This window comes from Microvirga sp. VF16 (assembly GCF_016864375.1).
Lineage (GTDB): Bacteria > Pseudomonadota > Alphaproteobacteria > Rhizobiales > Beijerinckiaceae > Microvirga.
On sequence record NZ_CP069354.1, the window covers coordinates 4,989,423 to 5,001,935 of the forward strand.

Here is a 12,513-nt window from a genome sequence, read left to right on the forward strand (position 1 = left end):
AGGCGATGGCACAAACCTCACATCGCAAGCGGAGGGCGCAACTGTAATGCTAGGCTGAATCGACATTCATCGCATCCAGAGGATGGCACAGGCGAGGTGGATGAAGCCAAGGAAGTGGTCGGCGCGCCGGTCGTATCGGGTGGCGATCCGCCGGAAGTGCTTGAGCTTATTGAAGCAACGTTCGATGCGATTGCGGGCCTTGTAAGCTTCGAAGTCGTAGGGGATCGGCTGCTTGCGGGTCGGATTGCAGGGGATGACGGCCTCGGCCCCGATCCCAGCGACGATGCGGCGGAGCGCGTTGCTGTCATAGGCCTTGTCGGCGAGGACGCGTCTCGCCGACAAGCCGTTGAGCAAGACCGGCGCCTGGGTGACATCGCCCCGCTGGCCCGGGGTCAGGATGACCCGCAACGGGCGCCCCTGGCCCTCCACGACCATGTGGATCTTGGTGGTCAATCCACCTCGGGAGCGCCCCAGAGCCTGGTTCGGATCCCCCCTTTTCCGGTCGCGGCCTGCTGGTGGGCGCGGACCAGGGTGCTGTCGAGCATCACGTAGTCATTGTCCGGGTCATGGATCAGATCGGCGAACACGCGTTCCCAGACCCCGGCTTTGGCCCAGCGCCGGAAACGCTGATGCGCGGTCTTCCACTTGCCATAGCGCTCGGGAAGGTCGTGCCAGTGCGCGCCAGAGCGCAGGATCCACAACACGCCATTGACGAACACCCGATTATCCCGGCCACTCCGCCCGGGATCGCCGGACTTGCCGGGCAACAGCCCCTCAATGCGCCGCCATTGCTCGCCGGTCAGTTCATATCGCTTGGCCATGCAGGTTCCCCAGATCGAAGCTGGAGACCTATGAATCACGCACCGCCGCGAATTTGAACCCTGAATGTCGATTGGTCCTAGTCCTCCTGAGAGTTTCCGGATGTTCGGAAGGCTTCGGATAGACACAACCCAACGTCTGAAGGCGCGCGGACCGCAGATGGTCCGGCTAAGTCAAAACCCTACGGGAATCCATGAGTGCCTGGGATCCCTACAAGCTGGTCAGAACCCTTCCAGGCGAAGAGGTTTTCTGGTCGCCTGGAAGGCAACTGCCCTCTGATAAAGTAAGAGACGTTCAGCAATGCCCGATAATCCGTACATACTTATCGGCATTAGCAAGATGTTGACTTTCAAATCCCCCGAAAAGCCGCGGGCAGCTTTAGCGGCCGCATATTCAGACAAAGCAATAGGAAGATCCGCTTGCCGCACATTCTGGAAAATCGGTCTGCTTCCGGAATGTGCCAATCTCGTACATTTGAAGAGCGGATGCTTGGGCTTTCTCCAAGCGCTCGACGAATTTGGTACTTTCATTAACTCCGCAGCGATTAGTTCTACCCTACTGTTCGCAACTTCCATGGACATCGCCCGATGGCTGCCGCAGGAGTAGAACTGGATGCAGGGACAGGCCGATCTATTTCTTGGTCTGGACGAGGCAGCGGGCCCGTTCCAGAAGCCCGTCAGCTCTCAAATTCAGGTCAAGCTGCAAGGACAACAGCGGGCGCTTCGCCTGGACCCTGCCAATTTCGAGCCCGCGGCTAACGCCTTGGAGGCGAGCGGACAGTACCGCATTCTGCGCCGCCTCCAGCCACGACCTGTTGTCACTTCCCGTATTGCAGTCCCCGGCCAAAAGGTTGCTGTCATCGTAGACACCGAAACCACAGGTCTCGATCACACCCGAGACGAAGTCATCGAGATCGGCATGGTGGCGTTCTCGTATGACGAAGATGGCCGTATCGGCGATGTCGTCGACACCTTCAACGCCCTGCGGGAGCCGTCGGTCCCGATCACGCCTGAGATCACACGTCTGACCGGGATCACGCCCGACATGGTCAAGGGCCAGATGATCGATCTCGATCCCGTCGAGGCATTCATTCAGCCAGCCCATTTGGTGATCGCCCACAACGCCCGCTTCGACCGACCGTTCTGTGAACGCCTGTCCCAAGCCTTCTCACTGAAGGCATGGGCCTGCTCCCATGCGGAGGTGTCCTGGTCGGATTTTGGCTTCGAGGGCTCGAAGCTCGGCTACCTGCTGTCTCAGTGCGGCTGGTTTCATCAGGGTCATCGTGCGGTCGAGGACTGCCATGCCCTTCTGGAAGTCCTGGCGGCTCCGCTCCGCGGGGACACAGGTTGTGCCATGTCCCATCTGCTGGCTTCAGCTCGAAAGGCCCTGCTGCGGATCTGGGCGGAAGGCTCTCCTTTTGACATGAAAGACGAGCTTAAGAAGCGCGGCTACCGTTGGAGTGATGGCAACGACGGCCGCCCCAAGTCCTGGTTCATCGAGGTTACCGAGGATGCGTATGAGGCGGAGATGAAGTTCCTGCGGCAGGAGATCTACTGCCGGGACGTAGAGCCTTTCACCCAGCGGATCACCGCCTTCGAGAGATTCAGGGCGGCCTCATGACCTCTTCGTCATGTCACGAAGCGTGTGTAACATCCATTCCTACCCTCGTCACCGGTGCGCCCGAATGCAGTGCGGTCTTGTTAAGGCAGTTCCTACGTGACTGCAGCGCCGGATTAACGGGGTGATTACTCTCCTGCCCGATAGTGCCGGTCCACATACGGCAAAGGAGAAGCCATGAGTGACGTCGTTGGAATTCCGGGCAATCGGATCCGGTCGTTTGTCGAGCGCATCGAGCAGATCGAGAACGAGATCAAGGAGCTGAACGAAGCCAAGAAGGAAGTCTTCTCCGAGGCCAAAGGTGAGGGCTTCGACGTGAAGATCCTCAAGGAGATCATCAAGCTGCGCAAGCAGGATCAGGACGAGCGCGACGAGCACGACAGCCTGCTCGACGTCTACATGCGAGCCATGGACGAGGCAGGCCCCGCTCCTGTCGCTGAGGCGGCCTGAGCTCACCTTAGTGTTTCAATTACTGATAAGGCCGCCCACCAAGGGACGGCCTTTTACTTTTCAAGCAGTGCGGACTTGGCCGATCCGCAAAAGGTCAGCGTTGTGCTGCGAGAAAACCCTCAGGCTGCATCCTCTGACGCGCTCACGTCATCGTTGCCCTGCAGGTCCGCAATCAGGAGGCCGGCATTCTGGCGGATCTTGCCTTCGATCTCGGCCGCAATCTCCGGATTGTCCTTCAGGAAGGTCTTGGCATTCTCGCGTCCCTGGCCGAGGCGCTGGCTGTCATAAGAGAACCAAGCGCCAGACTTCTCGACCACGTTGGCCTTCACGCCGAGATCGATCAACTCGCCCATCTTGGAGATGCCTTCGCCGAACATGATGTCGAACTCAACCTGCTTGAAGGGCGGAGCAACCTTGTTCTTGACCACCTTCACGCGCACTTGGTTGCCGATCGGCTCGTCGCGGTCCTTCAAAGTGGACGTGCGGCGGATGTCGAGCCGCACCGATGCATAGAACTTCAGCGCGTTACCACCCGTCGTGACCTCAGGGCTGCCATAGGTGACACCGATCTTCATGCGGATCTGGTTGATGAAGATCACCATCGTGTTGGCGCGATTGATCGAACCGGTGAGCTTGCGCAGGGCTTGGCTCATCAGGCGGGCCTGAAGGCCGGGACGGCTCTCGCCCATCTCGCCTTCGATCTCAGCCTTCGGAGTCAGGGCCGCAACCGAGTCGATGACGAGAATGTCCACGGAGCCTGAACGGACAAGCGTGTCGACAATCTCGAGCGCCTGTTCGCCATTGTCCGGCTGAGACACTAGGAGATCGTCCAGATTGACGCCGAGCTTGCGGGCATAGACGGGATCCAGAGCGTGTTCGGCGTCGATAAAGCCGCAGACGCCGCCCTTCTTCTGAGCCTCAGCGATGGTCTGTAGCGCGAGCGTCGTCTTACCGGACGACTCCGGCCCATAGACCTCGATAATGCGGCCGCGGGGCAGACCGCCAACGCCGAGCGCGATGTCGAGGCCCAGCGATCCAGTGGAGACCGTCTCGACTTCGATGACCTGATCGCCGCCGAGGCGCATAATGGCCCCTTTGCCAAAGGCGCGTTCAATCTGGCTGACTGCGGTTTCGATCGCCTTGGCCTTATCCGTAGTCATCGCAAATCCTGTGCTGGAGAGAAGAAGCCGGACCCTAAGGATCCTCGTCGAGAAAAGATAGAACAAAATGCGAACATATTGTCGCGTCGCCATCCTGCGGCGATAAGCTGGGCCGTTGCGAACAAAACAGGAATGGGGGTCTATAGTGGACCAGAGAGGAATGGTTCGCCCGTGTCCGCTAACCCCGCCTACCTTGAGCAACTCAATCCCCGGCAGCGTCAGGCGGTGGAGCACGGTGTCCTGGCCGGTGGCTCGAGTTTGGCTGCGCCGCTGCTGGTCATCGCTGGAGCAGGATCAGGCAAGACCAACACCCTGGCCCATCGCGTGGCTCATCTGATCGTCAATGGAGCCGATCCACGCCGCATCCTCCTACTGACCTTCTCGCGCCGGGCCGCGTCCGAGATGGCACGCCGGGTCGAGCGGATCGCCAAACGGGTCATGGGCCATAGCGCAGGCGTGATGACCGACGCTCTCACCTGGGCCGGCACATTCCACGGCATTGGCGCCAGGCTCCTCCGCGACTACGCGCCGGAGATCGGTCTCGACCCCGCCTTCTCGATCCATGACCGCGAGGACTCGGCCGACCTGATGAACCTCGTCCGGCACGAACTCAGGTTCTCCACCACCCAGAGCCGCTTTCCCGCGAAGGCAACCTGTCTGGCGATCTATTCCCGCTGCGTGAATGCCGAGACAGCCCTCGAGGAGGTGCTACGCACTTCATACGGTTCTGTCGCAAACTCGCTTTTTGCTTGCCTATACTGGAGGATCCGTGGTCACCGGCTGCTGTAGAATCAACGGCTTAGCGCTGCTTCCTTGACACCAAAATGGGGCTGGAAGTGCCTATACTTCGAGTTTGCGACAGAACCGCGGGAACATGTGCCGTAAGCTGGCGTGGAACAGCATCGGCTCCTCGCCGAGGATGCGGAACTGATCGAAGGTGAAGCCGGCCGGCGGCACGATATCCGGTACGCGTAGGTCGAGAGGCGGTGGATGCGATCGCCAATCTCAACAATGCGGGTTTCCATCGGACTGCTCCCTCGTCTGCCCTCAGCGCCAACACGGATTAGAACCGGTTTTCCGTCCGGAAATGCGGCAGGCGGAGCCAATGCCAGGCGACTTCCGACTGCGCCAGTTTTGGGTCGTGGCCCAGGCAGCAACAGGTTATGATCCGCTCGACACGTCATCATGCGCCATTCCATCGGGAGGAGGCCGACGATGTCCCGTCGCAAGCACCAACGTCGCGTGGAAGAGCACTACAGAAACCAGCTCGCCCCATGGCTGGTCAGTTCAGCGGGAGTGTGCGTCCTGCTGGTGCTGGCCATCTACGTCGCCACCATGCCCCTGTGAACCCGTACGGCTTCAACAATCCCGCTCCTTTATCGATCGGAGATCGTTGATGCCGTACCTGCCTGTCGCAATCATTGCATGGTTTGCCACGATGGCGCCGCCCAGGCCCAGCATGGTCCCGCCTCGCCCTATTGCCGGCTGGGAGCACCGGCCCGTGACGGCGCTCTCAAATGAACAGATTACCGATCTGCGCGCTCGCCGTGGCATGGGCTTGGCCCTGCCGGCGGAGCTCAATGGGCACCCGGGACCTGTCCATGTCCTCGGGCTGGGTGATCCACTCCGACGGACCAAGGAACAGTGCACCCGCGTACAGGAGTTCCATGCCGCGATGTAGGCCGACGCCCTTCCGCCTGGCGGGCGTCTGATCACATAGAAAGTCGACTTCGATCGCCAGTTCGCCACCAAGTCAGTTACGCCTGCGAGCGGTCACGGCGGAGATCGGTGCCACGCAAGGCACCTTGCGGCTGGTTCATCCCATCAGGCTTTCAGTCGCGGGACCCGCACCAGCCAGGTAATCGACACGAAGGCACCGATCCAGGAGCCGAGGGCTGCAAAGGCGACGTAGACCGCCTGCTCTGTGTAGCTGATCACTGCGAAAGCCGAGAGCAGATACCAGATGGCGCTCCAGTTCGCCGCCCTGATCCGATGCCGGGCGACCACGGCCGCGTTGAAGAACACATAGGCCGCATCGGTCATGGCGGTGGCCAGCACGACACCGAGGGCGATCAGCGGATCAATCTGGAAGCTCATTGATCTCCTCCCGTCACTCTGAAATCTCGGCTCTGGTCCCTGAGAGCATGGGCCTAGGATTGCCTTGGGCGCCCTTTGGACCGTTGCCAACGCACGCACCGTCTTTCTGCATGGGCCCCGACCCGCCAGCGCGAGGGAGACCGTCATGTCGACCTTCTCACCCCATTGATGTCCATCACCACCTGATTCCGCCAGCCTTTGTCGCGGCGATGGCCGCGCGGGCTGACCAAGGTCGCAGGCGCTTCTGTCGATTTGCACTTCATGATGGAGCTCGGCGATTTGGACGGCAGTTCGTGCGCTTCATCTGAGACTGAGGAGGCTGGCAGCCCCACATTCGGTCCCACATGAAGTGCAAACAAACGGTCGCGCCATCTCAGTGATCCGCCCCGGAGCGGCCTCCAGCCAAGGGTGGCTTCCGAGCCTGCCATGGGAGTTTCGTCATCCAGCATGAACCGGTTGGCCAGTCTCAAATGAAATGCGAAAAGTCTCACCTGAAAGACAAGGACACGTGTGAAAAGTGGCTCCCTTAATGGCAGTAGGCTCAATGGGCCATCAGCACCGGGACCGTCATCGACTGGAGAATGGTACGGGTCGTACCACCAAGCACAATCTCCCGTAGGCGCGAATGGCCATAGGCGCCCATCACGATCAGATCTGCGCTGACATCCGCGGCATATGAAACAAGCGTGTTGCCAATATCAATGGCTCCCCTGGCAAGAGACTTCACATCGGCGTTGATCCCGTGCTGAGCCAGGTGCTGTGCCATCGTGTCGGCTGACGCATGCCTGACGCCCATCGGGTCGGTGTCTGATACGGTCACAACTTCCACCCGATCAGCCATCTGGAGGAGCGGCAAGGCGTCCGCGATGGCGCGGGCGGCCGGACGCCCCTCGTTCCATGCGACGAGCACTGTCCTGAGCTGTGGGGGAACATGGAGCATGTGGATGTAGGGGACGATCAATACCGGCCGCCCTGACCCGAAGAGCACAGCTTCGATAACCTCAGACGTGTCAGGGCCCTCAGGGTTCGGTTGCTCGAGAACGACGACATCGAAATACCGTGCGAGACGACCGACCTCTCTGCCCAGGTCTCCACTCGAGGCTTCGAGCGTCAGCGTTTCCACGGTGACATCCGTCTGCTTCGCCCTCTCCAAAAAAGCCTCAAGTGCACCGCGCGCATCCTTCTTAATCTCTTCCTGCATCCGGGAGAGGAGGTTACCCGGCATCTCCACCGAGACCATGGGAGGCAGAGCGGGACTGATCGCCGGCGAGGTCACGGTCAATCTCGCGCCACACGTGTCCGCCAGCCACAGTGCATAGCGGTTGCCGGCTTCCGTGCCCTGGCGGGTCAGAAGCAACAAGTCTTTAAAGGCTGAGGCTTTGAAGGCCATATCCGCCTCCTCGATCCCAAGTGCGGCGTCGGGGCCTTTGCAGGTCCCGCTCGCGCGGGATTATAGCAAAAGCATTGAGGGAAGACCTATTCTCGGCTGCGGCCAAGCTAGAGCTTTGACTCCGGCGTGGGGTCTTGCTCGATACGATGACAGCATTCGCACGTTCTGGGCCTTGTGTCTTATATCTTTGCGAGAGCTGCCCCACAGATCTCGGCCGACTCAACCCTGGCCCCGTTCAGGCAGATCCCCAACGGGGCATTTCCGGGAGAATTCATAAACCGACATGGAACGGTATTATGGGGGCAGGCAAAGGAATGGACATGACCCGTGATCCTACTGAACTCCTCTCGTCCCTGAACGCCTCAGTGCACCAATCCTTTGCGCACGAGGCAGAATGCAATGCCAGGAATGAAAATCCAGCAGGCTGGGTGTTCGTGCGCTTAGTGGACCAGATCAAAGCCTTTGAGGACCGACTGAATCCGAATGAGGAGATAGGCGGCTATCTCCCGACCGGGGTTGGAGCCGACGCCTTTCATATTCTTGCCGTGGCCTACTCGAACCCTGACCTTTTGATTTTCTCAGGCTTGAACCAGCATGGACGCCCGGTTCATCTGATCCAGCACTATACACAGTTGAGCCTTCTCCTCACGGCCCTTCCCAAGCTGAAGGAAGAGGAAGAGCCGCGCCGCATCGGCTTCCTCTTGGAGCAGAACCTAGGACAGGCGAAAAAATCACAGGCTCAAAGCGCGTCCAAAGCCTGAAGCGTTGCGCCCATGCCGTCTCAACGGCCGGCGCCAAGGTCGCTTCCAAGACCGTGGGGGACATCCAATACAGCTTCACACGCCGCCGATCAGTTCAGGAAGCACCACCTATCCGGGAACTTGCCCTGTGCTCTCACCGCTCTCACCTTGGCAAAGAGCCTGCGGGCGCATCCATGGAGAGCATGAGGATCTGTGGGGCGCCAACCTGTGAATCAGTTTCAGAGCCCGCTATCTCAACACGTTTGCATACCCATCAATGACGGCTGTCCGCAAACGCTCAGAGTTGCACCACAAAACCTTATGCTCTCCTAGATAGACGTTCGTGTTGAAACGAGCGGGCCTCGGCGACCGTGGTCGAGCCTCACAAGCCTTAGCCTGTCTATCAACGGCTCCTCGGATCGTCTGGATCACTCTGGTTCTTCTTCGAGCGACTGGCACACACCCGACAGAAAGTCTCGGATCCTGTAGAGGCTGAAGGTCATGGGCGTGCTCGACAGGCTGACGTGGAGCATCCCGATCGGCGAGGCGCCAATCCGGAAGAAGCCGACGAACTCGCTCGTGCTGAGGAGGCCTTTCTGCAGTTTCTGCGAGTATGTTGCGTCATCGGGAAGCGCATTGGTGAGGATCAGGGTCGAGGTGTCGAAGTCGAAGCTCTGCCAGGTCATGGCAAACGGATCGGCCGGATCGGCCTCCTCAATTCTCCCCTCGGCATTGGACCTGACGTGCGACAGCGTGGTGCAATGAAGCCGCGCAGCTTCGGCACCGTCGGGTAACAGCCCCGCGCCGGCGGTCAGGAAGGCCGCGAGGCGCACTGAAATTACCGTGGCGATCCTCATCGGAGGCTGACCAAGAACCGTGCACTGCACTCCACCCAACCATAACGCATGCAGGGCCGGAAACGATGTCAAGGCGACTCACAAACGGAGTATAATCCCGTGACTGTGACCATGGCTGATCGTCACCGACGATCGATGCCCAGTCATCTCGGAGAGGGAGCATCGCTTGCCTGACTCCAGCTGGCCTCACCCATGAGAGCAATGGCGGCGATCCTGCGGTGCCGGTAGTCAGGTTTGGCCGTTCGGTCGCACCATTGGAGGAACCCGATGCGCCTGCCGCCCGCCCTGCCGATATGCCTGGCTCTCGCCGCGTGCGTCTCGTCGGGAGAACAGCAGCAGACACAGCCCTTACCGCCCGCGAATGTGGGCGACACCCGGGCCGCGGCTGCCGTGCCGGCCCCGCCGATCGCCCCCGCGCCCACCAATGCGAAACATATCGTCTACAACGGGGCCGGCGGCTACGTCCTGCCCGACGGCACGACGGCGGCGGGAGACGGATCGGGCGGCTTCCGGCTGCCGAACGGGGCCTACGTCGCGCCCGACGGAACGGGCGGTGTGACACTGCCGAACGGCACCAAGTGCATGTCCGATGGCGCGCGGGGATATTTATGCCAGTAACGAGGGAGCCTCGAAACGGCCACGACGGGCGCATGTTCCAGGAGTTCGCCGTGGGTCGGCACTGGGGTGCACTGCTGCAGTCTCGTCTGCTGTTACCCGTGGCGCGTAACCCAAGAGTAAAAGAGTAAATCGGACGCGCGCGAGAGAGAGCGTGAGGAAGTGTGGGGCACTCAGTCAGGGGCTGTTTCGAGAGCTCGCCATTTCAACACGTCTCCCTGCCCGCCAATGGGGCCGCCCTCAAGCGCTTCATCGCCGCCCCATAAGACCTCATGCTCTCCTTTATCGTTGTGCTGTTCTTCCCGGCGTCAGGCTGTTCTGGATCTCGCTAGGCCAAAGGCCTAATGCCGGGAACCGCCGGTCTGGCTGTGCAGGCCGCCCGGCTGTGAGATGCCGGCCATCGCGGTACCAACCTTCGCGGCCTTGTCGTTCATCGCCAGATCACCCAGCGACACAATGCCAACCAGGCGCTTGTCACGGTTGAGCACCGGCAGGCGGCGGACCTTGATGTCGGCCATGTTACGCTCCACCTTGACAGTGTCATCGTCCTCGAAGCAATACAGGACCTCGTCCGTCATCGCCTCACGGATCGGGGTGTCAGGGCCTCGGCCCTGGGCGACGGCCCGGATGGCGATATCACGGTCGGTGATCATGCCGACCAGGCGGTCGCCTTCGCGCACCGGCATGATTCCGGCATCCAGCTCGGCCATCAGCCGAGCCGCATCCCGGATGGTCTGGGTCGGCTCGATCAGCCGCACATCACGTGTCATGACTTCACTGATTTTCATGAGTTCCTCCTCATGCTGCGCCCCCGATACGATCTCGCTTAGTGGGCCTCGCGCCTCTCGGTGGGCGGGGACCTGCATGGCCAGCGCTATGCGGCCCCTGAGCCGGGCCTATCTCCATCCGTGGGGAGAACCCGCACTGCGTCGGATTGTGCCGCCAGCACCACATTGGGATGACAGCAGGACTCGCCACCTCCTCTAACCCGGCGGTCGTCATGCACATCAGAGGCTCATCCTCGACCAAGCGGATGACGGAAGCCTGTTATGGCTCATTCGGGATCATGCCGGTCGAACGGGCGTAATCTACGTTGGTTCCGAAAGCCGCGTCCGGAACCAGGGGCATCAGGGTTCGTGCGGCCGTCGATCGGCAGGCTGAAATCTGCGAGAGGGTGGATCGCGGCGGCGGGCGCAGTTCGGTCTGACACGAACCTCGTTCCACCGGGCACCGTTCGAAACAACCAACACACTTCCTCAAGCTCCCCTCCTTGTGAGGGGGTATGAGGTCGTTAAACGCGGCTGGCCGGGAACGATGTCAGGGCCACCTTGTTCGTACCCCGGATCCCTTGCCATTTTGCGCCGCCCAATGTTGTCGCGGCCTCCCCGGCTCGGACGCAGCGCTATTTGCGTTAACGTCGCTCAACCAGCTGCAATCGGCGGGAAAGGGAGAGCCCTATGGATCAGAGATTGTGTCCACGGTGTTCCTACGATGCAGCATCCGTCCTGAGCTTCGCCACGAATGATGGGTGCTTCGCGGCCGCTTTTCAGTACCACGTCTGCGGCTTCGGGCAGCCCACCAAGCGTGGTTTCGCGGACGAGCAGACCGCGCGGCAGGCTGCAAGGCCTGGGTGGAGGGAACGGGCCCCTCCCCTTAGTCCTGCTCTCGTCTGAAATAGATTGGATCAAGCTCATAATGCCTGGCTTGGCCACTGGCTTGGTCGACCGCTTCCTCCAAGGTGAGGAATGGTCCACTCACAGCGATGGCCGTCCCATCGACGAGTACCGTCACGGTGTACTCCATCCCGCGCCCGGGCCGCACCACCTCCGTCAGGACAATGTTGTTGTCCTGGTCCCTCGGCTTCTGGTCGGATGTCAGGACATGGAGGTCGGGCATGTCGGATCCTCTGAATATTCGGACTTGTGAGTGAGTGATTGATCATCTGGAAGATATGACGGGCCGATGGCTGACACACCCGATCGATGTAGGAGAGCCTAAGGAAGCGTGGGGCAAAGGCCGTCCGCAATTTTTTGCTTCGCTTTGCGCGGCCGCTGTGCTGATCGGGTTTGATTACCGTCTTCCAGAGAAGATCCCTAGCGGCTGCCCCATGGAATCTCATGCTCTCTCCAAATGAAGGCTGATTGAGGACTTGAAGCGGTCGTGCCCCTTCACTGGATGAATGAGCCCTGATCCTAGTCTTTATGGACGCTTGCCGACGTAATGGGCAGAAGCAGGTTTGGCTCTTGGTACGGCTTGGAAGCAATCACCGTAGGTGTTCCGGTTTTCGGAAGAATGGGTGCTGCGATGATCCCGGCGATTAAGGTGAGTGCAAAAATGAGGCCCATTCGCCCATAGATAGTGATCAGATCCCTTCTCTCCATTCCGCACCCTTGTGTTGTTGGAGTTGCTCGAGTGGCGCAGCTTGACTGTGGCTGGATCAAGACATGGTTCGCGAGCATTTCATGCTTCCAAACAATCTGGGTTAGCGCCCATAGAGGCGCAATCCGCTCTGCTTCTTGACGAATAGGATCTCCTGCTTCTGTGTCCGGTTCTCGATAAAGCAGTCATTGGCCATGGCAAGCTGAAGCGCTCTTTGCCGAGCCTCGCTGTCGGGTTCACCTGGCGGAAATAGCTCGCTGAAGAGGTCATAAGGCACGTGCACGGCTTGGCCGGCGGGTAGGTCGTGAAGAGTGGCCTCAAGCTCATGCGGCGTCATGGCGAGGTTCCTCGTGTTTCTGCAACAGAAGCATTGTACCTCATAGCCTAGG

15 protein-coding genes and 1 pseudogene are annotated in these 12,513 nt (G+C 60.3%); 7 read left to right on the plus strand and 9 right to left on the minus strand.

The features are described 5' to 3' along the window. Nucleotides 1-66 precede the first annotated feature (66 nt). Nucleotides 67-821, minus strand: a protein-coding gene (locus JO965_RS23505) for an IS5 family transposase (protein ID WP_203440463.1) whose coding sequence is annotated in 2 segments (ribosomal slippage) — nt 67-482 and nt 482-821 — 756 coding nt in all. Because the reading frame shifts where the segments join, the coding sequence is not laid out codon by codon here. Nucleotides 822-1,040: 219 nt separating this feature from the next. Further along, nucleotides 1,041-1,394: a hypothetical protein gene (locus tag JO965_RS23510; RefSeq protein WP_203441358.1), complete on the minus strand. Its 354-nt coding sequence runs from the start codon at nt 1,392-1,394 to the stop codon at nt 1,041-1,043. A 37-nt stretch (nt 1,395-1,431) separates the two neighbouring features. Between JO965_RS23510 and JO965_RS23515 the strand changes: the two genes are divergently transcribed. Both JO965_RS23515 and JO965_RS23520 read left to right on the plus strand, forming a co-directional pair. Continuing rightward, complete coding sequence (locus JO965_RS23515; RefSeq protein ID WP_203441359.1) at nt 1,432-2,439, plus strand: 3'-5' exonuclease; 1,008 nt, start codon at nt 1,432-1,434, stop codon at nt 2,437-2,439. Nucleotides 2,440-2,613: 174 nt separating this feature from the next. Further along, nucleotides 2,614-2,886 carry a DUF2312 domain-containing protein gene (locus JO965_RS23520; RefSeq protein WP_203441360.1) on the plus strand — a complete coding sequence of 91 codons (273 nt, stop codon included), beginning with the start codon at nt 2,614-2,616 and terminating at the stop codon, nt 2,884-2,886. 119 nt (nt 2,887-3,005) lie between these two features. Here JO965_RS23520 and recA read toward each other — a convergent pair whose 3' ends face one another. After that, nucleotides 3,006-4,046, minus strand: coding sequence for a recombinase RecA (gene recA, locus JO965_RS23525; protein WP_203441361.1), 1,041 nt, complete (start codon nt 4,044-4,046; stop codon nt 3,006-3,008). A 132-nt stretch (nt 4,047-4,178) separates the two neighbouring features. Between recA and JO965_RS23530 the strand changes: the two are divergent. The 3 genes and pseudogenes from JO965_RS23530 to JO965_RS23535 form a co-directional block, all read left to right on the plus strand. Beyond that, a pseudogene (locus tag JO965_RS23530) lies at nt 4,179-4,760 on the plus strand (UvrD-helicase domain-containing protein); the annotation flags it as partial. 501 nt (nt 4,761-5,261) lie between these two features. After that, the gene (locus JO965_RS48955) at nt 5,262-5,393 is read left to right on the plus strand and encodes a hypothetical protein (protein ID WP_256451899.1); all 132 of its coding nucleotides are present in this window, start codon (nt 5,262-5,264) and stop codon (nt 5,391-5,393) included. 49 nt (nt 5,394-5,442) lie between these two features. Next, nucleotides 5,443-5,727, plus strand: coding sequence for a hypothetical protein (locus tag JO965_RS23535; protein ID WP_203441362.1), 285 nt, complete (start codon nt 5,443-5,445; stop codon nt 5,725-5,727). 143 nt (nt 5,728-5,870) lie between these two features. On the opposite strand, the gene JO965_RS23540 is transcribed toward JO965_RS23535, so the two are convergent. Continuing rightward, nucleotides 5,871-6,143 carry a hypothetical protein gene (locus JO965_RS23540; protein WP_203441363.1) on the minus strand — a complete coding sequence of 91 codons (273 nt, stop codon included), beginning with the start codon at nt 6,141-6,143 and terminating at the stop codon, nt 5,871-5,873. 541 nt (nt 6,144-6,684) lie between these two features. Further along, nucleotides 6,685-7,533 carry a universal stress protein gene (locus JO965_RS23545; protein WP_203441364.1) on the minus strand — a complete coding sequence of 283 codons (849 nt, stop codon included), beginning with the start codon at nt 7,531-7,533 and terminating at the stop codon, nt 6,685-6,687. Nucleotides 7,534-7,847: 314 nt separating this feature from the next. Between JO965_RS23545 and JO965_RS23550 the strand changes: the two genes are divergently transcribed. Further along, a complete protein-coding gene (locus JO965_RS23550; protein WP_203441365.1) occupies nt 7,848-8,294 on the plus strand; it encodes a DUF6173 family protein in 447 nt (148 codons plus the stop codon). 407 nt (nt 8,295-8,701) lie between these two features. Here the strand turns inward: JO965_RS23550 and JO965_RS23555 are convergent, their stop codons facing one another. Then, entirely contained in the window at nt 8,702-9,130 is a 429-nt protein-coding gene (locus tag JO965_RS23555; RefSeq protein WP_203441366.1) for a hypothetical protein, read from the minus strand. A 267-nt stretch (nt 9,131-9,397) separates the two neighbouring features. Between JO965_RS23555 and JO965_RS23560 the strand changes: the two genes are divergently transcribed. Then, nucleotides 9,398-9,748 (plus strand): hypothetical protein, encoded by a 351-nt coding sequence (locus tag JO965_RS23560; protein WP_203441367.1) that lies wholly within the window; start codon nt 9,398-9,400, stop codon nt 9,746-9,748. 338 nt (nt 9,749-10,086) lie between these two features. Here the strand turns inward: JO965_RS23560 and JO965_RS23565 are convergent, their stop codons facing one another. From JO965_RS23565 to JO965_RS23575, 3 genes are all read right to left on the minus strand, one after another. Continuing rightward, on the minus strand, nt 10,087-10,533 hold the full coding sequence (locus JO965_RS23565; RefSeq protein WP_203441368.1) for a CBS domain-containing protein: 447 nt from the start codon (nt 10,531-10,533) through the stop codon (nt 10,087-10,089). An 865-nt stretch (nt 10,534-11,398) separates the two neighbouring features. Continuing rightward, nucleotides 11,399-11,641, minus strand: coding sequence for a hypothetical protein (locus tag JO965_RS23570; protein WP_203441369.1), 243 nt, complete (start codon nt 11,639-11,641; stop codon nt 11,399-11,401). Nucleotides 11,642-12,227: 586 nt separating this feature from the next. After that, on the minus strand, nt 12,228-12,461 hold the full coding sequence (locus JO965_RS23575) for a hypothetical protein (protein WP_203441370.1): 234 nt from the start codon (nt 12,459-12,461) through the stop codon (nt 12,228-12,230). Between the last annotated feature and the right edge of the window lie 52 nt (nt 12,462-12,513).